This window comes from Ensifer aridi, assembly GCF_002078505.1.
In the GTDB taxonomy this organism is placed as follows: Bacteria; Pseudomonadota; Alphaproteobacteria; order Rhizobiales; family Rhizobiaceae; genus Sinorhizobium; species Sinorhizobium aridi.
In genome coordinates, this window is record NZ_LUAV01000032.1 from 281811 (window position 1) to 303107 (window position 21297).

At 64.8% G+C, this 21297-nt stretch carries 20 protein-coding genes and 1 tRNA gene; 10 read left to right on the forward strand and 11 right to left on the reverse strand.

All coding sequences use genetic code 11. The annotated features are described in order from the left end of the window. The first annotated feature begins 100 nt into the window (after window positions 1-100). Window positions 101-1063 carry a dihydrodipicolinate synthase family protein gene (locus tag AYK65_RS23755; RefSeq protein WP_046117369.1) on the forward strand — a complete coding sequence of 321 codons (963 nt, stop codon included), beginning with the start codon at window positions 101-103 and terminating at the stop codon, window positions 1061-1063. A gap of 99 nt (window positions 1064-1162) precedes the next feature. Here AYK65_RS23755 and AYK65_RS23760 read toward each other — a convergent pair whose 3' ends face one another. Continuing rightward, entirely contained in the window at window positions 1163-1693 is a 531-nt protein-coding gene (locus AYK65_RS23760; RefSeq protein WP_026615651.1) for an Lrp/AsnC family transcriptional regulator, read from the reverse strand. A gap of 48 nt (window positions 1694-1741) precedes the next feature. Between AYK65_RS23760 and AYK65_RS23765 the strand changes: the two genes are divergently transcribed. After that, entirely contained in the window at window positions 1742-2914 is a 1173-nt protein-coding gene (locus tag AYK65_RS23765; protein ID WP_046117368.1) for an MFS transporter, read from the forward strand. 20 nt (window positions 2915-2934) lie between these two features. Here the strand turns inward: AYK65_RS23765 and AYK65_RS23770 are convergent, their stop codons facing one another. Continuing rightward, window positions 2935-3972 (reverse strand): Ldh family oxidoreductase, encoded by a 1038-nt coding sequence (locus tag AYK65_RS23770; RefSeq protein WP_081161269.1) that lies wholly within the window; start codon window positions 3970-3972, stop codon window positions 2935-2937. A 143-nt stretch (window positions 3973-4115) separates the two neighbouring features. On the opposite strand from AYK65_RS23770, the gene AYK65_RS23775 reads away from it, so the two are divergent. From AYK65_RS23775 to AYK65_RS23810, 8 genes are all read left to right on the forward strand, one after another. Further along, window positions 4116-5633, forward strand: a complete 1518-nt coding sequence (locus AYK65_RS23775) for an aldehyde dehydrogenase (NADP(+)) (protein WP_081161271.1) — start codon at window positions 4116-4118, stop codon at window positions 5631-5633. A gap of 183 nt (window positions 5634-5816) precedes the next feature. After that, window positions 5817-6623, forward strand: coding sequence for an ABC transporter substrate-binding protein (locus AYK65_RS23780; protein ID WP_081161274.1), 807 nt, complete (start codon window positions 5817-5819; stop codon window positions 6621-6623). 70 nt (window positions 6624-6693) lie between these two features. Further along, window positions 6694-7359: an amino acid ABC transporter permease gene (locus tag AYK65_RS23785; RefSeq protein WP_081161276.1), complete on the forward strand. Its 666-nt coding sequence runs from the start codon at window positions 6694-6696 to the stop codon at window positions 7357-7359. An 11-nt stretch (window positions 7360-7370) separates the two neighbouring features. Continuing rightward, entirely contained in the window at window positions 7371-8024 is a 654-nt protein-coding gene (locus AYK65_RS23790; protein WP_026615645.1) for an amino acid ABC transporter permease, read from the forward strand. Further along, entirely contained in the window at window positions 8017-8739 is a 723-nt protein-coding gene (locus AYK65_RS23795) for an amino acid ABC transporter ATP-binding protein (RefSeq protein ID WP_026615644.1), read from the forward strand. Before AYK65_RS23790 ends, AYK65_RS23795 begins: the two co-directional genes overlap by 8 nt. Then, on the forward strand, window positions 8739-9980 hold the full coding sequence (locus AYK65_RS23800) for an NAD(P)/FAD-dependent oxidoreductase (protein ID WP_081161279.1): 1242 nt from the start codon (window positions 8739-8741) through the stop codon (window positions 9978-9980). The genes AYK65_RS23795 and AYK65_RS23800 overlap by 1 nt, the downstream gene beginning before the upstream one ends. An 83-nt stretch (window positions 9981-10063) precedes the next feature. Continuing rightward, window positions 10064-11755: a cis-3-hydroxy-L-proline dehydratase gene (gene lhpI, locus AYK65_RS23805; protein WP_081161282.1), complete on the forward strand. Its 1692-nt coding sequence runs from the start codon at window positions 10064-10066 to the stop codon at window positions 11753-11755. Between the two features lie 12 nt (window positions 11756-11767). Further along, on the forward strand, window positions 11768-12796 hold the full coding sequence (locus AYK65_RS23810) for a trans-3-hydroxy-L-proline dehydratase (protein WP_026615641.1): 1029 nt from the start codon (window positions 11768-11770) through the stop codon (window positions 12794-12796). A 22-nt stretch (window positions 12797-12818) separates the two neighbouring features. Here the strand turns inward: AYK65_RS23810 and AYK65_RS23815 are convergent, their stop codons facing one another. From AYK65_RS23815 to fdxH, 9 genes are all read right to left on the reverse strand, one after another. Beyond that, window positions 12819-13841, reverse strand: a complete 1023-nt coding sequence (locus AYK65_RS23815) for an LLM class flavin-dependent oxidoreductase (protein ID WP_026615640.1) — start codon at window positions 13839-13841, stop codon at window positions 12819-12821. A gap of 17 nt (window positions 13842-13858) precedes the next feature. Further along, the gene (locus AYK65_RS32070) at window positions 13859-14020 is read right to left on the reverse strand and encodes a Thivi_2564 family membrane protein (RefSeq protein ID WP_139015742.1); all 162 of its coding nucleotides are present in this window, start codon (window positions 14018-14020) and stop codon (window positions 13859-13861) included. A gap of 226 nt (window positions 14021-14246) precedes the next feature. Continuing rightward, window positions 14247-14342 (reverse strand) — tRNA-Sec (locus AYK65_RS23820). 61 nt (window positions 14343-14403) lie between these two features. Next, window positions 14404-16386 (reverse strand): selenocysteine-specific translation elongation factor, encoded by a 1983-nt coding sequence (gene selB, locus AYK65_RS23825; protein WP_081161284.1) that lies wholly within the window; start codon window positions 16384-16386, stop codon window positions 14404-14406. Then, window positions 16383-17147: a tetratricopeptide repeat protein gene (locus tag AYK65_RS23830; RefSeq protein ID WP_081161381.1), complete on the reverse strand. Its 765-nt coding sequence runs from the start codon at window positions 17145-17147 to the stop codon at window positions 16383-16385. The genes selB and AYK65_RS23830 overlap by 4 nt, the downstream gene beginning before the upstream one ends. Before the next feature lie 59 nt (window positions 17148-17206). Then, window positions 17207-18619 (reverse strand): L-seryl-tRNA(Sec) selenium transferase, encoded by a 1413-nt coding sequence (selA, locus tag AYK65_RS23835; RefSeq protein ID WP_026615639.1) that lies wholly within the window; start codon window positions 18617-18619, stop codon window positions 17207-17209. A gap of 36 nt (window positions 18620-18655) precedes the next feature. Further along, window positions 18656-19573: a formate dehydrogenase accessory protein FdhE gene (gene fdhE, locus AYK65_RS23840; protein WP_081161287.1), complete on the reverse strand. Its 918-nt coding sequence runs from the start codon at window positions 19571-19573 to the stop codon at window positions 18656-18658. A 50-nt stretch (window positions 19574-19623) separates the two neighbouring features. After that, on the reverse strand, window positions 19624-20349 hold the full coding sequence (locus tag AYK65_RS23845; protein WP_046117358.1) for a formate dehydrogenase subunit gamma: 726 nt from the start codon (window positions 20347-20349) through the stop codon (window positions 19624-19626). Then, window positions 20346-21287, reverse strand: a complete 942-nt coding sequence (gene fdxH, locus AYK65_RS23850; RefSeq protein ID WP_026615637.1) for a formate dehydrogenase subunit beta — start codon at window positions 21285-21287, stop codon at window positions 20346-20348. Before fdxH ends, AYK65_RS23845 begins: the two co-directional genes overlap by 4 nt. Window positions 21288-21297: the final 10 nt, after the last annotated feature.

Here is a 21297-nt window from a genome sequence, read left to right on the forward strand (position 1 = left end):
TTGTCGACAAATAAAATACAACGAGTATTATAGGTCGAGATCAGAGACTCGGCGATGGCGCGGCGTCTCTGTCCGACCCACAGGCCAACAGGAGTTTGACATGAAGGCCAAGATTTTCTCCGGCGTGATCCCCGCGCTGATGACCCCTTGCAAGGAAGACCGCAGCCCCGACTTCGATGCTCTTGTCCGCAAAGGCAAGGAGCTGATCGCCGACGGTATGTCGGCAGTCGTTTATTGCGGCTCCATGGGCGACTGGCCGCTCCTGACCGACGCGCAGCGCATGGAAGGAGTGGAGCGCCTGGTGAAGGCCGGCGTGCCGGTCATCGTCGGCACTGGCGCTATCAACAGCGCTTCAGCCGTCGCCCATGCGGCGCATGCCCACAAAGTCGGCGCTCAGGGCCTCATGGTGATTCCGCGGGTCTTGTCGCGCGGACCTTCCCTCATTGCGCAGAAGGCGCATTTCAAGGCGATCCTGTCGGCCGCGCCGGATCTTCCGGCAGTGATCTACAACAGCCCCTACTATGGCTTCGCCACCCGCGCCGATCTGTTTTTCGCGCTGCGCGCCGAGCATCCGAACCTCGTAGGCTTCAAGGAATTCGGCGGCCCGGCCGACATGCGCTACGCGGCCGAGAACATTACGAGCCGTGACGACGGCGTGTCGCTAATGATCGGCGTCGACACCGCCGTCTTCCACGGCTTCGTCAACTGCGGCGCGACCGGCGCAATCACCGGCATCGGCAATGTGCTGCCGAAGGAGGTGATCCACCTCTGCAATCTGTCGCAGGCTGCCGCCCGCGGCGATGTCGATGCGCGCCAGCGCGCCCAGGAGCTGGAACAGGCCCTTGCCGTCCTCTCCTCCTTCGACGAGGGTCCGGACCTCGTTCTCTACTTCAAGCACATGATGGTGCTGAAGGGAGACAAGGAATACACGCTCCATTTCAACGAAACCGATGCGCTCACCGAAAGCCAGCGCGGCTATGTCGAGGCGCAGTTCAAGCTCTTCAACACCTGGTATGCTGAGTGGAGCAAGCTCCCCGGCGCCGTTGAGAAGTATAAGGCCTAATCACGTCGAAGTAGAAGGCCCTCCCGCCGGAGGGCCTTCTGCTTAATAGGCCCCAGTCTCGAAATCTGATGTCGGGTCCAGGGAGCCGCTTTTGTGGCTTCATTCATGACCCTTCACCAGGGTCGGCCATTCGCTCGTCGTGCCCGGCTGCACCGGTCGTTCCAGGTAGGTCGACAATACGACGTAGCTGCGCGTCGCCTTGACGCCGGGCGTATCATAAAGGCGCGCCAACAGCCCTTCGAGTGCATGGGTGCTTTCAGTGCGGACCTTGAGTAGCATGCAGGTGTCGCCCGCGACCGAGTGGATCTCCTCCACTTCCGGGTACTCCTCGACCGCAAGCAGAGCCGGCGTCTTGCCCCAGCCGGTGGTGTCGACGTGAACGAAGGCGAGGAGCGTTTTCCCGAGGATATCGGGATCGACCAGCGCCGCTACGCGACGGATCGCGCCGGAGCGCCTGAGGCGCTTCACGCGCTCGTGCGCGGCCGGCGGCGAAAGCCCGACCCGTTCGCCGAGTTCGGCATAGCTCGTGGTTGCATCCTCTACCAAGACGCCTAATAGCTTTCGGTCCATCGCGTCTAGGTCACGGTCGGACGGGCGCTTCCGCCGAACGTCATCTGTATTTTGATCCATTCCGATATTTCCTCTTGTTGCCGAATGTAATTCTGCAATTATGCAGAAATGACGAACATAGATCAATCCATTCCGACCGTATCTGCCAAGAGGGCACGCATCCCGGCCTTTGCCTTCGTGCTTACTACCTGCGTCGGCGTCATCGGCTCCAACTCGCTGGCGCTTGGGCCGATCGCGCCGGACGTGGCACGGAGCCTCGGCGCCGATGTTCCTGCCGTGATGACGGCTTCGGCCGCGTTCGGGCTTGGCACGGCTGCAAGCGCCGCTTTCCTCGGCCGGCTCATCGACCGTCACGGCCCGCGCCGGATGCTCGCGACGGCACTGTTGCTCCTCGCCGCCGGGCTTGGCGGCAGCGCGGTCGCGCCGGCGCTCCCGTTTTTGGTCGTCGCCCAGCTCCTCGTCGGCATGGCCGCAGGCATCGCCCTTCCCGCCATCTATACGCTGGCCTCGGTCATCGCGCCTGCCGGGCGCGAGAGCGAGACGGTCGGCCTGGTGCTGACCGGCTGGACTCTAAGCATGGTGGCCGGTGTTCCCCTCTCGGCAGCTATCGCCGATTTCGCCGGCTGGCGGACGGTCTATGTCGTCGTTGCCGCCGCGACGCTGATCGCCTGCGCCGCCGTCCGCCTTGCGGCAGTGCGGGAGGATTCTGGCGGCAAAGCGACGTCGCCGCTTGCGGCGCTCGGCGTTCGTGGCGTCGCGCCGCTTCTGGCCGCCTGCGCTGCCTTCATGGCTGCCTTCTATGGCGTTTATGCCTATATCGGCGACCATCTTCATGCCGTTCTTGGCCTGCCGGTCAGCGCCAACGGCCTCGTTGCGGTCTCCTATGGCTTCGGCTTCGGCGGCGCGGTCTTTCTCGACCGGCTGATCGATCGCTTCGACTCGGGCAGGCTATTGCCGCTCATTTTCCTCGCCGTCGCCGGTATCTATGTTTCGATGGCGGCAGCGAGCGGGTCCTATGCCGCCATGCTGGCGGTCGTCTTTCTCTGGGGCCTTGCCAACCATTTCGGGCTGAACGTGCTCATCCTGCGTCTGACCGCACTCGATCCGGCCAGACGTGGCGCGATCATGGGCCTCAACAGCGGCGTCACCTACTTTTCCCTCTTCGCCGGCACGATCGGTTTCGGGGCGGCTTATGCCAGCACTGGCTTTTTCATTCTTCCGCTCGCTGCGGCAGTGCTGATGTTGGCGGCGGCCTTCTCTGCGGCACTCGCGCCGCGCTGAACCGGTTTTCTCGCAGCCGCTTAAGCCACGGCGTCGAGCCCGAGCGCAAGCAGGCGGTCGAGCTGCTCGATTTCCGCGGCGGTCAAGGTGATGCCCTCCGCCTCCGACTTGGCGCGGGCGACGTAGCGGCGCTGCGAGGGCAGGCGGGCGCCCTGGCCGACGATAGCTTCGAACAAGACCTCCGCCCGGGCAAAGGGATTGCCGGGGCGGCCGGCGGCGAAGGCCTCGGGCGAGAAGGCGATGATGAGCTCGCCGTGGAAGGGCGCGAGCGTCGTGGTGCCGAGATAGGCGAGCACCTCGGGGCTGGTGAGGTCGCCGATCATGATGCCCGCCAGCAGCTCGATCATCGTGCCGATCGCCGAGCCCTTGTGTCCGCCGAAGGGCAGCATCGCGCCGGCGAGCGCGGCCTCGGGATCTGTCGTCGGATTGCCTTCAGCATCGATCGCCCAGCCTTCCGGCAACGGCTTGCCCGCCCGGCGGTGGAGCTCGATTTCGCCGCGCGCGGCGACGGAGGTCGCAAAGTCGAAGACATAGGGCGGCTTGCCAGGGCGCGGCCAGCCGAAGGCGAAGGGATTGGTGCCGAGCAGAGGCTTGTTGCCGCCGGTCGGCGCGACCGTCGCATAACTCGGGCACATGACCAGCGCGGCAAGACCTTCAGCCGTGAGCGCCTCCACCTCTGGCCAGAGAGCGGAAAAATGCGTGCAGTCGTTGATGACGAGCGCGGCGAGGCCGGATGAGCGGGCGCGCTCCGTGAGCTTCGGCAGAGCAAGCTCGAAGGCGGCGTTGGCAAAGCCGTCCGCGGCGTTCACCTTCACGATCGCCGAGCCTTCCTCAAGCGCGAGCTCCGGCACCGCATCCGGCTTCACCTTGCCTGCCTTCACGGTGCGCAGCGCGCCCTCGATGCGGTAAACGCCGTGCGATTTGCAGGCATCGCGCTCGCCCGCGACGATCACCCGGGCGAGCGCGCCTGCCTGGATCACATTGAGCCCGGCCTTGCGGAAGATCGCCTCGACGCGCTCCTGAAGCGCGGTCGTTGTCAGGATCGTGGTCTCGCTCATCGTCGTCTCTCGTGGCTGGCCCGACTGGGGAGGCAGGCGGTTGATGTTCTGCATACGTAGAGTATACAAATACTCGACAAGCGGCAATTCGCTTCAGCCGACCTCACCGAGCGCACAGCCGGTTCTAAGGAAAGGAACGTCAGATGGTCTTCACTCCCAAAGGAAAACACCTCGTCGCGGGCGAGTGGCTCGACGGCGCAGTCACCTTCGCTTCCGCCCCCGCGCATGGGCCGGTGCACCACTTCGCCGCCGGCACCGTGGAACTGGTGAATCGAGCCTGCGAGGCTGCCGAGGTTGCCTTCTGGAGCTATGGCTATTCGTCGCGCGCGTCCCGTGCGGCGTTCCTCCGCACCATCGCCGACGAGATCGAGGCGCGGGCCGAGGCGATCACCCAGATCGGCAGCCAGGAAACGGGCCTGCCGGAGGCGCGGCTAAACGGCGAGCGAGGGCGCACGACCGGGCAACTGCGGCTCTTTGCCGACCACATCGAGAAGGGCGATTATCTCGATCGCCGCTTCGACGCGGCGCTGCCGGACCGCCAGCCGGCACCCCGTCCGGAGATCCAGCTGGTCCAGCGGCCGATCGGCCCCGTCGCCGTCTTCGGCGCCTCGAATTTCCCGCTCGCCTTCTCGACCGCGGGCGGCGACACGGCCGCGGCGCTGGCAGCAGGTTGCCCGGTTGTGGTGAAGGGCCATTCGGCCCATCCCGGCACCGGCGAGATCGTGGCAGAGGCGATCGAGGCCGCCATTCGCAAGGCGGGCGTCCATCCTGGTGTCTTCTCGCTGATCCAGGGCGGCAGCCGCGAGGTCGGCCATGCACTGGTCCAGCATCCGCGGATCAAGGCCGTGGGCTTCACCGGCTCGCTCGCCGGCGGGCGTGCGCTCTTCGATCTCTGCGCCGCGCGGCCGGAGCCGATCCCGTTCTTCGGCGAACTCGGTTCGGTGAACCCGATGTTCCTGCTGCCCGGTGCGCTGAAGGCGCGCGCCGAAGCGCTGGGGCAGGGTTGGGCCGGTTCGCTCACCATGGGCGCCGGACAGTTCTGCACCAATCCCGGCATTGCCGTGGTGATCGCAGGTGCCGATGCCGACCGCTTCACCGCTGCCGCAGTCGAAGCGCTCGGCAAGGTGGCGCCGCAGACCATGCTGACGGACGGCATCGCCAAGGCCTATCGCGACGGGCAGGCGCGGTTTGCCAGTCGCAATACGGTCAAGCCGCTGCTTGCGACCGAGTCCTCCGATCGCGCCGCCTCGCCCAACCTCTTCGAGACGACGGGCGAAGAGTTCCTGGCCGATCATGCGCTCGGCGAAGAGGTCTTCGGTCCGCTCGGCCTCGTCGTCCGCGTGGGTTCCGTCAGCGAGATGGAAGAGCTCGCGCGCGGGTTCCAAGGCCAGCTGACCGCGACGATCCACATGGACGCAGCCGATCTAGAAGCCGCACGGCGTCTTCGCCCGGTGCTGGAGCGCAAGGCCGGCCGCGTGCTCGTCAACGGCTTCCCTACGGGGGTAGAAGTCGTCGACTCGATGGTGCATGGCGGCCCCTATCCGGCCTCGACCAATTTCGGCGCAACCAGCGTCGGCACCATGTCGATCAGACGTTTCCTGCGTCCGGTGGCCTACCAGAACATGCCGGAGGAGCTGCTGCCGGAGGATTTCCTCGGCTGAGCCTTGCCGTCGCCTGGGTAACAAAAGGGGCTTTTCCACAAGGGAAAGCCTCTTTTGATTGCGAAAAGTCGCTGTCCTATATACGTTTTGTATACTCTTTGTATTTTTGAATTGATTTGTGCCCTCTGACGCGGAATAGTGCGCGCGCCGTCAAACCGACAGACCAACTCAGGGAGAGAGAAAATGAAGACTTCGGTCCTCGCCTTCGGCCTCATCGCCGCCACCGCTCTGACGAGCCCCGCTCACGCCGACAAGCTCGATGACATCATCTCCTCGGGCACGCTGCGCTGCGCAGTGGTGCTCGACTTCCCGCCAATGGGCTCGCGCGACGAGAGCAACACTCCGATCGGCTTCGACGTGGACTACTGCAACGATCTCGCCAAAGCGCTCGGCGTAACGGCCGAAATCGTCGAGACTCCTTTCCCCGAGCGCATTCCGGCGCTGATGTCCGGCCGCGTCGATGTGGGCGTCGCCTCCACCTCCGACACGCTGGAACGCGCCAAGACCGTCGGCATGACGGTGCCTTACTTCGCCTTCGAGATGGCGGTGACCGCCAATGATAAGTCGGGCATCAAGTCCTTCGAGGACATGAAGGGTAAGGTCGTGGGAGCCACCGCCGGCACCTACGAGGCGATCGCGCTGGAAAACCAGGTCAAGGCCTGGGGTCCGGGAGAGTTCCGTCCCTATCAGACTCAGGCGGACGTGTTCCTTGCGCTGAGCCAGGGACAGATCGATGCCACCGTCTCCACCTCGACCGTGGCGCAGGCCAATGTGAAGACCGGCAAGTTCCCCGGGATCTCGGTGGTCGGCAAGGCGCCCTTCGACATCGATTACGTGGCTCTCTTCACCAATCGCGAGGAATACGGCCTCATCAACTACCTCAACCTGTTCATCAATCAGCAGGTCCGCACCGGCCGCTATGCCGAACTCTACGAGAAGTGGGTCGGCGGCGAGGCACCGGTCCTGTCGGTGAACGGCGTCTATCGCTGATCTGACCTCCTTTGGGCGGTGCGGGACGATCGTCTCGCGCCGTCGCTCACTTCCGATAGGTGAGACGGCAATGTTCAACTACACCTTCCACTGGAACCAGGCGCTGAAGGCATTGCCGCAGATGCTCGACGGCGCGCTGGTGACGCTCGAGATCGCGCTCGTCTCGATGGCGATCGGTCTCGCCTGTGCGATCGGCTTGACGCTGTTCCGCCTCTCCGGAAACCGCCTCCTCGGCAGTTTCGCCTCGGCCTGGGTCGAGATCGCGCGAAACACGCCGGCGCTGTTCCAGATCTACATGGCCCATTTCGGGCTCGGCAATTTCGGGCTTCATCTGAGCCCCTATGCCGCTCTTCTAGTCGGGATCGCCTTCAATAATGCCGGCTATCTCGCCGAGAACTTCCGCGGTGCGTTGAAAGCCATTCCGGACACCCAGACCCGTGCCGGCCGCTCTCTCGGCATGACCTCGTTGCAGGCCTTCCGGCTGGTCGTCCTGCCGCAGATGCTGCGCGTCGCCTTTCTGCCTGCCAGCAACCAGATGGTTTGGGCGATCCTGATGACGTCGCTCGGCGTCACCGTCGGCATGAATGCCGACCTTGCCGGGGTTACGCAGGAGCTGAATGCCCGCTCCTTCCGCACCTTTGAATTCTTCGCGCTGGCCGCGGTGATCTATTACGTGATCGCCAAGGCCGTCACGCTGGCTGCCCGCGCCCTTGCCTGGCGCATGTTCCGCTACTGAGGAGGTGAGAGATGTTTGATACGACCCTCACCTTGAACGATCTCGCCTTCCTGGCGCAGGGCGCGGCGATGACGCTCGCGGTCACCGCCGTCTCGGTCGCGGCCGGCACCGTGCTCGGCATTCTCTTCGGCGTGATCCGCGTCCAGATCGGACCCTATTGGTCCGCTCCACTGACCTTTGCACTCGACGTGTTCCGCTCGGTGCCGCTCCTGATCCAGCTCGTGCTCGGCAATGCCTTCCAGTCCATCGCGAAGCTCGGATGGGGCCCGTTTGCCACCTCCTGCGTGGTGCTGTCGCTCTATACGGCGGCGTTTTGCGCGGAGATCGTCCGCGGCGGCATCTCTTCGGTGCCGGTGACCACGCGCCGCGCGGCCCGTTCGCTCGGGATGACCTGGTGGCAGGACATGCGCCATATCGTGGCACCACTCGCCACGCGCGTTTCGCTTCCATCCTGGATCGGACTGACGCTCGGCGTCATGAAAGACTCCGCGCTGGTGCTCTGGCTCGGCCTCATCGAACTCCTGCGCGCCTCGCAGGTGCTCGTGACCCGTCTGCAGGAGCCATTATTCATCCTGCTGATCTGCGGCGCCATCTACTTCATCCTCAGCTTCCCCATCGCCCGGCTCGGCGGGTATCTCGAAAAACGGTGGTCCCCCAATGATTGAGATCGAAAACGTCCGCAAATCCTTCGGCCCGCTGGAGGTACTGAAAGGAATCGACCTCACCGTCGAGAAGGGCGAGGTGGTCACCATCATCGGGGGCTCCGGCTCGGGAAAATCGACGCTGCTTACCTGCATCAACGGCCTGGAGCCGATCGACTCCGGCCGGATCGTCATCGATGGGACCGATGTCCATGCCAAGGGCACCGATCTCAACAGGCTGCGCCGAAAGGTGGGCATCGTCTTTCAGCAGTGGAACGCCTTTCCGCACCTGACGGTGCTCGAGAACGTCATGCTTGCTCCGCGCAAGGTTCTGGGCCTGACGAAGGACAAGGCAGAGCAGATTGCGGTGAAGCAATTGACGCATGTCGGTCTCGGCGAGAAGCTCAAGGTCTATCCGGCCCGCATGTCGGGCGGCCAGCAGCAGCGCATGGCGATTGCACGAGCGCTTGCCATGTCGCCCGAATACATGCTGTTCGACGAGGTGACCTCGGCGCTCGATCCGATGCTGGTTGGCGAGGTGCTCGATACGCTGAAGATGCTGGCAGAAGAGGGTATGACGATGATCTGCGTTACCCATGAGATGGCTTTTGCCCGTGACGTGTCCGACCGTGTGGCCTTCTTCCATCAGGGGGTCATGGCCGAAATCGGCGCGCCGGACCAGATTTTCGGCGCGCCGCAGCACGCCGAGACGCAGAAGTTCCTGGCGAGCGTACGGTGATGGCCGGGTCCGATGTCATCGTGATCGGCGCGGGGGTGGTAGGGCTTTCCGCGGCGATCGCTGCCCAGGCGCGAGGGCTTTCGGTCACGGTGCTGGACCGCGAGGGGCCCGCCGCGGGGGCGTCGGCGGGCAATGCCGGGGCCTTCGCCTTCACCGATATCCTTCCGCTCGCCTCGCCGGGCATCCTCAAGAAGGCGCCGAAATGGCTCGTCGATCCGCTGGGGCCGCTGACGGTACCGCCCGCCTATGCGCTCAAGATCGCGCCCTGGATGTTCCGCTTCTGGCGCGCTTGCTCGCCGAAGCGCGTTGCGCATTCGACCGCGGCGCAAACGGCGCTGATGGATCTGTCGAAGGCAGAACTGGAGCCTTTCCTGGATCAGACCGGCACGATGCCCATGCTGCGCAAGGAGGGCAACCTCCAGGTCTATGAGGGCGAGGGGGAGTTCAAAGCCTCGCTCGCCGGCTGGAAGGCGCGGGAGGAGCACAGGATCGAGTTCCATCACCTCGATGCTGCCGAGATGGCCGAAATCCAGCCGGGGCTTTCGGTCCGCTTCACCCATGGCACCTTCACTCCCGGCTGGTACTCCATTGCCGATCCGAAGCTTTACACGCTGGCGCTTGCGGACCACTTCCGCCTCAAGGGCGGTGTGATCGAGCGTGCGGAGGTGCTTGCGCTCAAACCCGCCGAGGGCGTCGTCGAGGTGATGGCGACAGATGGCAGAGTGCGGCGCGCGGCGCAGGTGGTGCTTTCGGCGGGAGCCTTCTCGCACCGGATCGCCCGGTCGATCGGCGAGAGCATTCCGCTCGAAACCGAGCGCGGCTACAACACCACGCTTCCCTCCGATGCCTTCGATCTGCGCACGCAGGTCACCTTCGGCGGCCACGGCTTCGTCATCACTCGTCTTTCGAGCGGGATTCGCGTCGGCGGCGCGGTGGAGCTTGGGGGACTCGAGCTGCCGCCAAATTTTCGCCGCTCAGAGGCGATGCTCAAGAAAGCGCAGGCCTTCCTGCCCGGGCTGAAGCCGGAAGGCGGGGTGCAGTGGATGGGTTTCCGCCCATCGCTCCCCGACAGTCTGCCCGCCATCGGCCGCGCCCGCGCCACGTCGCGGGTGATCTACGCTTTCGGTCACGGCCATCTCGGGCTCACCCAATCGGCGGGCACGGCGCGCATCGTCGCCGATCTCCTGACCGGCCAGACGCCCGCGATCGACATCGCTCCCTTCTCGCCGCAACGATTCTGATGGAGGTTCGACCTTGGCAACGCGTCCTTTCTTCGCCACGACGGGAATGGTGCCGATCCCGCTCCCTGCGGCTTCGTCGTAAAATGAAGCAGCCGCCACCCGCTCGCAGCATCCTCTCGGGCTCGGCCGAAGGCCCCGTCATCGTCACGGGGGAGGCGCTGAGCTTCTGGGGCGGGGTCGATCCCGCGACCGGTCGCGTCATCGACGTGCACCACCCGCTCAATGGCGTCTGCCTCACCTGCTCCATTCTCATGATGCCGTCGAGCCGCGGCTCCTGCACCGGCTCCGGGGTGCTCCTCGATCTCGTGGTTTCGGGACGCGCTCCGGCCGCACTCGTGTTCTCGGAGCCCGAGGACGTGCTCACGCTGGGCGCGCTGGTCGCGTCCGAGATGTTCGGCAAACCGCTGCCGGTCCTGCGCCTCGCGCCGGAGATGTTTTCCGAGCTGGCGCGCGTCAAGAGGGCGCGCATCAGCAGCAGCGCAATAGAAGCCGAGGGCCTGGCGATCCCGGTCGTCCCGCCGGCGACCGCCACACTCGATCTTACCGACACTGACCGCGCCATGCTGGATGGAGAAAAGGGCGTCGCGGCGCAGCAGGCGATGCGCATCATCTCAGCCATGGCGGCGCAGCAGGGGGCGCGGAGCCTCGTGGACGTCACCCAGGGCCATATCGACGGCTGTATCTACGCCAGCCCGGCGAACCTGACCTTTGCCGAGAGGATGGCCGAGCTGGGGGCGAAGGTCGCGGTGCCGACGACGATGAACGCCATTTCCGTTGATTACGCCAATTGGCAGGTCCAGGGCGTGCCGCCTTCGTTCGGCGACCCGGCAGCGCGGCTCGCCGATGCCTATGTCCGCATGGGGTGCCGCCCGACCTTCACCTGCTCGCCCTATCTGCTCGACAGCGCGCCTCAGGCAGGCGAGGCGATCGCCTGGGCGGAGTCCAATGCCGTTATCTTCGCCAACAGTGTGCTCGGTGCGCGCACGGCGAAGCACCCGGATTTCCTCGATCTCTGCATTGCGCTCACCGGGCGCGCGCCGCTTTCCGGTGTCTATCTCGACGAACATCGTAAGGCCCTGCGCATCATCGAGGTGGAACTGCCCGAGCGCGTGGACGATGCCTTCTGGCCGTTGATTGGCTATCTCGCCGGCGGTGCGGCGCCGGACCGCATACCGCTCCTCAAGGGGCTTGCCGCGGCTAGGCCCTCGCGCGACGACCTCAAGGCGCTCTGCGCTGCCTTCGGCACGACCTCCGCCGCGCCGATGCTGCATGTGGCGGGTGTGACGCCCGAGGCCGACGGCACAGCGGCGGACGAGGCCGACCACGCGGCGATCACTCGCGCCGACATGGCCGCGGCCTGGTCGCTCCTGAACGAGGGGCCGGAGGAGGTGGAACTCGTTGCCATCGGCAGTCCCCACGCTTCCCTTGCCGAATGTCGGAAACTGGCAGAGGCGTTCGGCGGCCGCGAGCGGCACCCGGATGTCGCAGTGATCGTCACGGCCGGGCGTGAGGTCATCGAGGAGGCACGACGCGAGGGCACGCTCGCGCGGCTCGAAGCCAGCGGCGTGCAGGTGTTGCCGGACCTCTGCTGGTGCTCGATCTCTGAACCGGTTTTCCCGACACGGACCCGCGCCGTAATGACCAATTCCGGCAAATACGCCCATTACGGCCCGGGTCTATCCGGCCGGGCCGTGCGCTTCGGCAGCCTTGCCGATTGCGTCACGGCCGCCCTGAGGGGCCGCGCGCCGGCACGGCTGCCGGACTGGCTTTCCTGAGAGGAGTACCCGATGCGCAGCACGAAAACTATTCATGTGATCTCCGCTCACGCCGAGGGCGAGGTGGGCGATGTGATCGTCGGCGGCGTCGCGCCTCCGCCGGGTGACACCATCTGGGAACAGAGCCGCTGGATCGCCCGCGACCAGACGCTGCGCAACTTCGTGCTGAACGAGCCGCGCGGCGGCGTCTTCCGCCATGTCAACCTCCTGGTGCCGCCGAAGCACCCGGAGGCCGATGCCGCCTTCATCATCATGGAGCCGGAAGATACGCCGCCCATGTCGGGTTCGAACTCGATCTGCGTCTCCACGGTGCTGCTCGACAGCGGCATTCTGCCGATGACGGAGCCGGTGACGGAAATCACGCTAGAAGCCCCGGGCGGTCTCGTCCGCGTGCGGGCGGAATGCCGCAACGGCAAGGCCGAACGCATCTTCGTCCAGAACCTGCCGAGCTTTGCCGAGCGGCTGGATGCGAAGCTCGAGGTCGAGGGGCTTGGCACGCTCACCGTCGACACTGCCTATGGCGGTGACAGTTTCGTTATCGTGGATGCGGCGGCAATGGGCTTCGGCCTGAAGCCGGACGAGGCGCATGATATTGCCAGCCTCGGTGTCCGGATCACCAATGCGGCCAATGCACAGCTCGGTTTCCACCACCCGGAAAACCCCGAGTGGCGGCATTTCTCCTTCTGCCTTTTCGCAGGTCCCGTGGAGCGCACGGCGGAGGGTCTGCGCGCCGGCGCGGCCGTCGCGATCCAGCCGGGCAAGGTCGACCGCTCGCCGACCGGCACGGCGCTCTCGGCCCGCATGGCCGTTCTGCATGCCCGCGGTGAAATGAGACCGGAGGACCGGCTGACGGCGGTTTCACTGATCGGCTCGACCTTCTCCGGCCGCATCGTCGGCACTATTCGGGTCGGAGACCGGCCGGGGATCCTGCCGGAAATCTCGGGCCGCGGCTGGATCACGGGCATTCATCAGCACATGCTCGACCCTTCCGATCCCTGGCCGGAGGGTTATCGGCTGACCGATACCTGGGGTGCGCGTTGAGCGTCTGAGCGCGGAGCTTGCGTCAGCGCCAGCCGAGCGCGGGGGCGACGTGGGTCAGGATCGCCTCGATGACGTGCGCGTTATAGGCCACGCCGAGCTGGTTGGGGACGGTCAGGAGCAGCGTGTCGGCCTCAGCTATGGCCTCGTCCTTCACCAATTGCTCCACGAGCACGTCCGGTTCGGCGGCGTAGCTGCGGCCGAAAATCGCCCGCGTCTTCTCGTCGATGAAGCCGATTTTGTCTTCGCTCTGGTTTCCGCGTCCGAAGTAGGCGCGGTCCCGGTCGTCCACCAATGCGAAGATGCTCCGGCTGACCGACACGCGCGGCTCGCGCCCGTGACCGGCTGCCTTCCAGGCCTCCCGGAACACCCGGATCTGCTCGGCCTGCTGGACATGGAACGGAAGCCCGCTCTCATCATCCTTGAGCGTCGAGCTCTGCAGGTTCATCCCGAGCTTGGCCGCCCAGGCCGCCGTGGCGTTCGAGCTGGCGCCCCACCAGATCCGATCGCGCAGGCCTTCGGAGTGCGGCTCGATGCGCAGCAGCCCTGGAGGATTGGGAAACATCGGCCGTGGGTTGGGTTGAGCAAACCCTTCTCCGCGTAGCACGTCCAGCAGAACCTCCGCGTGGCGCCTGGCCATGTCCGCGTCGCTCTCGCCCTCGGCCGGCGCATAACCGAAGTGGCGCCAGCCGTCGATCACCTGCTCGGGAGAGCCGCGGCTTATGCCCAGTTGCAGCCGCCCGCCGGCGATGATGTCGGCCGCGCCTGCGTCCTCGGCCATGTACAACGGGTTCTCGTATCGCATGTCGATAACCGCGGTGCCGATCTCGATGCGGCTGGTTTTCGCGCCAATGGCCGAAAGCAGCGGAAACGGTGAGCCGAGCTGCCGGGCGAAGTGATGCACGCGGAAATACGCACCATCGGCTCCCAACTCCTCGGCAGCAACGGCCAGGTCGATGGACTGCAGGAGAGCGTCGGAGGCCGACCGCGTCTGCGATTGGGGCGAAGGGGTCCAATGCCCGAACGAAAGGAAGCCGATCTTCTTCATGATTATGCTGTCCGAATTCAGAACACCGCCAGGTATCTCAGCAACGCCAGGATACCAATGATGATCACGATTGCCTGCACGATCTGTTTGGTGCGTCCGTCGATGGGAAGGCGATTGACGAGATAGAGCACAAGAATGACGACGAGAAAGGTAATCAGGATACTGATGAGTATGGACATGTTTCGTGCCCCCGTTGAGCTTGCTTCATCAATCCTTCAACTATGGGAGGTCCGAGGGAAGGCAAGCGGTTGCATGTTCCGCCGGCGCAAAATTGCTTCGTGCTACAGCGACGCGCGTCTTAACAGACCCGCAAAGATCGCTGTAGCACTTTGAGTTGCTGCAGGTTTTTTTATCCTTAATCGGTCACGATTTAGGAAACATGGAGTAATCAGGGCTGCGTGCTGATGGCGGAAGAGAGTGGGAGTCGAACCCACCAAAGACCGTCTCTCGGCCCCTCCCGGATTTGAAGTCCGGACGCCCCACCGGGGACGCATCTCCTCCTGAAACTCGATCCAGCTACTGCATGATTCCTGAGGACAAAATCACGCAACAATTGAAAGTGCTACAGCGACCTTTGCGCGTCCGATAAGACGCGCGCCGCCGCAGTGACAGCATTCGACAAATTGCCGAAGAAATCCAGACGGTTCCGGTTGAGGCGGCGCAGGTCCCCGCGTCTGAGCGTGACGCTGTGACGATCGAAGAAGTCGAGGATCTGGATGGCGACCTTGCGGCCGTTTTCGAGGCGATCGCGAAACTGCATGGCGGTAAACCAGCCTTGTTCGGCAGCGGCGCTGATCTCGTCCATGACAGCCACCATCTCCGCGACCACGTCGCGCAGAAAGAAATGATCGTGCGCCACCTCATGCACCCTGCCCATGCGGCTGCTGAGTTTCAGGAGCCGGCGCACCTCGCCTTCCGGAACCGCCAGCAGTCCGGCAATATCGCGCACGCGTGGCGGGCGAAACCGTTCGCTCCCCCCGAGCAGGGGCTCGATGTCTTTCCAGAGCCGCTCGTCGGCCGGGGTCATGGTGACCCGATGCTCGGCGAGCCGGACCCACGCTCCATCGAGCACAGTCTCTCCCTCTCGGACGAGCGCATGCAAAGCTGCGCGGAATGCGGGCGCCGGTAGGCGAAATTCGAGCTGCGCGCGCAATCGTTCGACGCCCATGCCAAGCAGGTCCGGATTGTCCGCATGGAAAGATCGAAGCCGTGCGAGAATGTCACGCCGCAGCCTCTGCCAGCTCTCCATGGACATGGCGAGCGTTGCGGCATCGGATTTAAGTTGCACGACATTCAAGGACTCTGACAGTGCCTCGGCTTCGCCCGCGGCCATTGCCCAGTCGCGCGCAAAGGCGCCGATGTCGACCAGATAGGGGGGAACGGCAAGCAGTGCCTCGATCGTCTGTCTCGGCTCGCTCGACGACAGTGCGGCGAGTTGGGCCATCCGCTCTTGAGTGCGGCGCTTGCGCGCGGGGGCGCGCAGGTCCAGAAAGCTGCCGCCGCCGATCGTGCGCCGGGCAGACGTGTCGCGAACGACATAGCGGTCTCCGGCTGCCGCCGCGATCGGCCGTTCCAGCACGAGCTGGACGAGCGTGCGCGCTCCTGGCGTGACCGGCTCGTCCGCCAAGAGGACGATGCGGGCTCCGACCTCCGCCGACGCATGATGGAGCCTGACCGGAAACCAATGGCCGATCGGTTTGGGCTCCGAACCGAGCACACGCAACGTCGCGTCAATTCGGCTGGTCGGCGCATGCAGGCTATGGTCGCAGACCACGTCGCCGCGGCCGATTGCCGTTTTCGTGATCCCCGGACCGACGAGGTTGAGTGCGCAGCGATCACCCGCGCGGCCAATCTCACTCGGCCTGTTCTGCGCATGGATCGATCGCACGCGCGCCTCAAGGCCCGAAGGGCTGATGGTGAGCCGGTCCTCTACCGACACTTGTCCCGAAAGAACGGTTCCGGTGACCACTGTGCCCGCGCCCTGAATGGTGAATGAGCGATCGACGGCAAGCCGGAATCGCCCGCTTGTCTGCCGCCGCTTGAGATTGTGCGCGGCGGCGACGATTTCGTCGCGCAGCAGCGCCACGCCGCTGCCCGACACGGTCGAAACCGGGATCATGATTGCCTCGGCAAGTGCCGTGCCCGAAAGCGCGTCCCGCATCGCCTTTTCGACTTCCGCAAGGCGGCCGTCCGTCACGAGATCGGCTTTGGTGATGGCGACGACCCCTTGTTCGGTGCCGAGTAGATCGACGATCGCCAGATGCTCTCGCGTCTGCGGCATGACGCCGTCATCGGCCGCGACAACGAGCAGAACGAAATCGATGCCGCTGGCGCCCGCCAGCATGGTGTGGATGAACTTCTCGTGGCCGGGGACGTCGACGAAACCGATCGTCTCCAGGCCCTCGACCGGCATATAGGCAAAGCCGAGATCGATCGATATGCCGCGATCCTTCTCCTCCTTCAGGCGATCGGTGTCGACGCCGGTCAGCGCCCGCACGAGCGACGTCTTGCCGTGATCGATATGGCCGGCGGTCCCGACGATCACCTGCGATCCTCCTCCTTTGCGCGCTGAAGCGGCACCGATGTTTCGGTGAGCGGAAGCGCGGCGCGGCGCTCGGCCTCCTGCAACTGCTCGGCATCGAGTGTCGCGCGCACGACGTCGAAGAATGGCGCGGCCAGCGCGCTGCCGCCTCGACGCGCCCTTATCAGCCAGGCGAAGGCTTCGACCGGATCGCGCGCGACGCCACTTCCGAGATGATAGGCCGCACCGAGCATCGCCTGTCCGTCAGCGTCGCCGGCTCGCGCGCCGCGGCCCCACCAGTAGGCCGCCTCGACCGGATCGCGCGTGACCCCGATAGCATTGTGGTAGAGCATCCCGAGCCGCGTCATCGACGAGGCGGAGCCGTTCTTCGCGGCGGCGAGCGCCCAGCGGCGCGCTTCCGCGAAATCGGGTTCGATGAGATCGCCCTCCAGGAGCATCCAGCTCAGCATGTCCTGAGCTTCGGCGTCGTTCTGTTCTGCGGCCTGGTGATAAAGCGCGGCCGCCCTTGGATAGTCCGGCGCTATTCCCTCTCCCCTGAGGAGAAGCGAGGCGAGGTTGCGCTGACCGACGGGATCGCCGGCCTCGGCGGAAAGGCCCAGCCAATGGTAGGCAAGATCGGTATCTCGGGCGACGCCCAACCCTCCCGCAAAGCAAGCGCCGATATTGTTCTGGGCCCTTGCATTTCCCGCCCGGGCGAGGGGCTCCCATACGGAAAGAGCGGTTTCGTAGTCGCCGTCGCGGGCGGCTGCGAGCGCCTTTGCCATGGCCGCCTCAGGGGATGCATCGCCCTCGCCCGGTCTTTGCAGCAAGCGGCTGAGAAGGCTCACGACGAGGATCCTCCAGCCGATGGACCGAGACGCGCGAGATTGGCGATGAAGCCTTCCTCATCCTCGAGGCAACGCAAATCGAGCACAAGCGATCCGTGTTCGATGCGGCCGATGACTGGCATCGGCAGGCTTCTGAGCGCCGCCGCCAATTCGGCAAGCATGCGACCGCTGCCGGAAGGTGGCGCGAGCGCCAGTCCGGCGCTCGGCACGGTGGCGAGCGGCAAGGCGCCTGAGCCGATCTGGCTGCCGCAGTCGATCACCGAAACGTCGAATGCGCCGTCCACCGCCCGCTCCACCACGGAAGCCAGCTGCTCGGCCTGCCGACGGATGTCGGCCTGCGGACGGGCGAGCAGACGCATCGTCGGCAGGCGTTCGCTCAGGCGGTCCGGGTCGCGATAGAGCCTGAGCGTTGCCGCGAGCGCCGCAAGGCGGATCTTGTCGACGCGCAGCGCACGCTTCATCGGATTCCTGTTGATCCTGTCGAGAAGGTCGCCACGGCCGACGATAAAGCCGGCCTGAGGTCCGCCAAGCAGCTTGTCGCCGGAAAAGGTGACGATATCGGCGCCGTCGGCGATCGCTTCGGCGACGGTCGGCTCATGCGCGAGCCCGAAGCGGTCGAGATCGGTAAGCGTACCCGAACCGAGATCGTTGACGAGCGGCAGCCCGTGTTCATGGGCGATTGCCGCGAGCTCGCGTGCCCCGACCTCCTTGGTGAAGCCTTCGATGCGATAGTTGGAGGTATGGACCTTCAAGATAAGGCCGGTATCGGGGCCGATAGCATCCCGGTAATCCCGGGCATGGGTGCGGTTCGTGGTACCGACCTCGACGAGGCGGACGCCGGAGCGCAGCATGATATCCGGCATGCGGAATGCTCCGCCGATTTCAATGAGCTCGCCACGCGAGACGATCGCTTGCCTGCCGGCCGACAGACTGTTCAATGTCAGCATGACGGCTGCAGCATTGTTGTTGACGACGGTTGCATCCTCAGCGCCGGTCAGCTCCACGATGAGCGCCCGCAGGTGGTCGTCCCTTTCGCCGCGTTTGCCGCTCTCGAGGTCGAATTCGAGCGCCACCGCCTCGCGCATCGCCTCCGTCGCGGCATCGATCGCCGCTTCCGCCAGCAAGGCGCGACCGAGATTGGTGTGGAGCACGGTTCCCGTCAGATTGAACAGGGGGCGGAGTGACGATCGGTCATTTGCCTCGAGTGCCGCGATGGCGGCTATTGCGATCGCCTCCAAGGAGGGGACTTCTGCGCCGTCGCGCACCGCATTCCGGATCGTAGTCAGCACGCGCCGCAGGGCCTCGGCAACAGCCGGTCGCCCGAAACATTCGATCGCCTCGACGGCAGCGGCCGATCGCAGCAGCTCGTCCACCGACGGGATGTCACGCAACCTGATATTGGCGTCCATTCCAGCTCTCCTGGGGTGCGCCTCTTTCGATCCAATCTAGAAGCCGGCCAGAAGCGGCGCAAAACCGCCACGGCGATAGGAGCCTTCGCGCATCAGCAGGTCGAGGCTGATACTCGCGACGTCGTCGGCAATCGGCTCGGTCGCCGGCGCCTTGTTCTGGTAGAAAATCTTCGTCCAGCCATGGCATTCGTCGCAGGTCTCGGCCTTGACGGTGCCGCCGTGATCCTCGATCTCGATATAGGCGATCCCTTTGGTGGAGCCGCAAAGCACGCATTTGATGCGGACATAGTGCCAGAGCGTCGAGCAAAGCGAGCAGCAGCAGAACCGCGCGCCGTGCGAACCCGGCCAGCCGACGACCATGGACGATGCCGGCATGCCGCCGCAGGCGGGGCAAATGCCGTCGGCGACGGGCCTCAGCTTGGCGGCGTCAAGCACCGACGCCAGCCGTGCGAAGTGCACCTGAAGTGCGGCCCAGACGAAAATATGCTCGGCGATTGCGTCTGCGGGCAATGCGCCAGAGAGGACGGTTTCGGCCATGGCGAGCCGCGCTTCGCGATCGGCGGCGGTGACCCGGCGGAGCGCTTCGGCGGCTGCGGCCGGCTTGTTGATTGCGTCAGCGGCCGCGAACAGCCGGTCGAATACGGCATGGATCGCTTCGCCGTCGCCGATACCATTGCGGTGGAGCGGCGGCATTTCGAACTCGCGGGCGCGCATCAGCGTCTGGGTGTCGGGGCCCTCGGGAGGCGGAAGGTCGGCCTGGATAAGGTGTTGCGCGGTCGCCAGACCTGAAAGGAAGTTAAGATAGGGTGCCAAGCCGCTCGCGTCCGCCAATTGACTGAGGCGCGCGGCCCTTGCGGCGAAGAGGGAAGCGGGGTCGGGAAGGCGCGCAAAGGGCGGTGACGAGATCTCTCCAATGGCGGTCGGATCGGGCGCTGCGGCGTCTTTGCTTTTCATCACACTCCCTCACGAACCCGACGGGTCACGTGATGCGAACCCAGAAACAACTACTCTGCTGCGGTCCTCTTCTTGTCTTCCGTCGGCACTCCCGCAGGCGGTTTGGCGACCAGCTCGCGCAGCCACTTGCGGTGATAGCGCCACGCCCAGCCGCCGGTCACCGAACCGCGTACCATTCCCCGTATCGTACCCTTTACCCAGATCGCTGCATAGACATGGGTGATCCAGACGCTGATCGCGAGGATGGCGGCGATCGAGTGCACGAGAAGGGCCCATCGCTTCTGCTCGATCGTGGTGTATGCCGCGAAATACTGGTCCCAAATGACCAGGCCCGAGGTTATCAGCACGATGATCAGGATCGACATGGACCAGAAGACGAGCTTCTGCCCGGCATTGTACTTGCCGACCTCGGGCAGGCGTTCGTCATGGGCGGTCAGGACGTCGCGCACACGCGCGAGCCAGGTGCCATCCTCACGCTTCCAGAGATTGAGCTTCCAGAAGCGCAGGAATAGGCCGAGAAAGCTGAAAAACAGGATGACGCCGATCCAGGGGTGAATGGCGCGCACCGCCTGACCGCCGCCGAACAGCGCCGACAGGAAGAAAAGCCGGGGGTGGAACAGGGACAGACCGGACAACGCGAGCAGCACGAGACTCGTGGCGGTGATCCAGTGATTGATCCGCGCGCCGCCGGTATAACGATCGACCATGACGGGTTTGCCGGGGTGAACGCTGTCGCCCTTCGCCACGTCATAATCCGTGTCCGTGTCGGTACTCATGACGAACGATCTCCAGTGAGCCTCTCAGCGGCCTCCTCGTCCTCTTCGGAAACGCGGTTGGGGCCGTTGACCATGTAATGCAGGAAGCCGGTGACGGCCGCGACGCCCATGACGGCGAGCCCGGCATATTTCGTGACGCCCTTCCAAGCCTCGACGATCGGGCTGATCGTCGGGTTGTTGGGCAGACCGGCGTAAATCTCCGGCTTGTCGGCGTGGTGCAGCACGTACATGACGTGCGTGCCGCCGACGCCCGGCGGGTCGTAAAGCCCGGCATTGGCAAAACCGCGCGATTTCAGGTCGGTGATCCGCCCTTCCGCGTGTTTCTTCATCTCCTCCTTGGTGCCGAAGACGATGGCTTGCGTCGGGCATGCTTTCGCGCAGGCCGGGCCCTGGCCGACTGCAATGCGGTCGGAGCAGAGCGTGCATTTGTAGGCGGTATGATCGACCGGAGAAATCCGGGGAATATTGAACGGGCACCCCTTGATGCAATAGCCGCAGCCGATGCAGTTCTCGTGCACGAAATCGACGATACCGTTCGAATACTGCACGATGGCGCCGGGCGCGGGGCACGCCTTGAGACAGCCCGGATCCTCGCAATGCATGCAGCCATCCTTGCGGATCAGCCACTCGAGATTGTCCGTCTCCGGATTCTCCCATTCGGTAAAGCGCATCAGCGTGAACATCTCCGACGTCAGATCGTGCGGATTTTCAAAGACGCCGGTGTTCTCCTCGATTTCGGGATGAGTGTCGTTCCATTCGATGCAGGCCGATTGACAGGCCTTGCAACCGATGCATTTCGAGACATCGATGAGCTTGGCCACCTCGGTCTGCCGCTCGGCCGGCGGCCTCACGGTCGACGCCGAGCGCCGCATCAGATCCTTTTCGCCGAATTTCGGGCTCTGGGGTCCGGTGGTCGGATTTGGGACGGGCGGGAACATGGTTCAAGCC

Coding starts and splice junctions, on each gene's coding strand:
- AYK65_RS23755 (WP_046117369.1), top strand. CDS start 101: ATGAAGGCCAAGATTTTCTCCGGCGTGATCCCCGCGCTGATGACCCCT.
- AYK65_RS23760 (WP_026615651.1), bottom strand. CDS start 1,693: ATGGATCAAAATACAGATGACGTTCGGCGGAAGCGCCCGTCCGACCGT.
- AYK65_RS23765 (WP_046117368.1), top strand. CDS start 1,742: ATGACGAACATAGATCAATCCATTCCGACCGTATCTGCCAAGAGGGCA.
- AYK65_RS23770 (WP_081161269.1), bottom strand. CDS start 3,972: ATGAGCGAGACCACGATCCTGACAACGACCGCGCTTCAGGAGCGCGTC.
- AYK65_RS23775 (WP_081161271.1), top strand. CDS start 4,116: ATGGTCTTCACTCCCAAAGGAAAACACCTCGTCGCGGGCGAGTGGCTC.
- AYK65_RS23780 (WP_081161274.1), top strand. CDS start 5,817: ATGAAGACTTCGGTCCTCGCCTTCGGCCTCATCGCCGCCACCGCTCTG.
- AYK65_RS23785 (WP_081161276.1), top strand. CDS start 6,694: ATGTTCAACTACACCTTCCACTGGAACCAGGCGCTGAAGGCATTGCCG.
- AYK65_RS23790 (WP_026615645.1), top strand. CDS start 7,371: ATGTTTGATACGACCCTCACCTTGAACGATCTCGCCTTCCTGGCGCAG.
- AYK65_RS23795 (WP_026615644.1), top strand. CDS start 8,017: ATGATTGAGATCGAAAACGTCCGCAAATCCTTCGGCCCGCTGGAGGTA.
- AYK65_RS23800 (WP_081161279.1), top strand. CDS start 8,739: ATGGCCGGGTCCGATGTCATCGTGATCGGCGCGGGGGTGGTAGGGCTT.
- lhpI (WP_081161282.1), top strand. CDS start 10,064: ATGAAGCAGCCGCCACCCGCTCGCAGCATCCTCTCGGGCTCGGCCGAA.
- AYK65_RS23810 (WP_026615641.1), top strand. CDS start 11,768: ATGCGCAGCACGAAAACTATTCATGTGATCTCCGCTCACGCCGAGGGC.
- AYK65_RS23815 (WP_026615640.1), bottom strand. CDS start 13,841: ATGAAGAAGATCGGCTTCCTTTCGTTCGGGCATTGGACCCCTTCGCCC.
- AYK65_RS32070 (WP_139015742.1), bottom strand. CDS start 14,020: ATGTCCATACTCATCAGTATCCTGATTACCTTTCTCGTCGTCATTCTT.
- AYK65_RS23830 (WP_081161381.1), bottom strand. CDS start 17,147: ATGGCAAAGGCGCTCGCAGCCGCCCGCGACGGCGACTACGAAACCGCT.
- selA (WP_026615639.1), bottom strand. CDS start 18,619: ATGGACGCCAATATCAGGTTGCGTGACATCCCGTCGGTGGACGAGCTG.
- fdhE (WP_081161287.1), bottom strand. CDS start 19,573: ATGAAAAGCAAAGACGCCGCAGCGCCCGATCCGACCGCCATTGGAGAG.
- AYK65_RS23845 (WP_046117358.1), bottom strand. CDS start 20,349: ATGAGTACCGACACGGACACGGATTATGACGTGGCGAAGGGCGACAGC.
- fdxH (WP_026615637.1), bottom strand. CDS start 21,287: ATGTTCCCGCCCGTCCCAAATCCGACCACCGGACCCCAGAGCCCGAAA.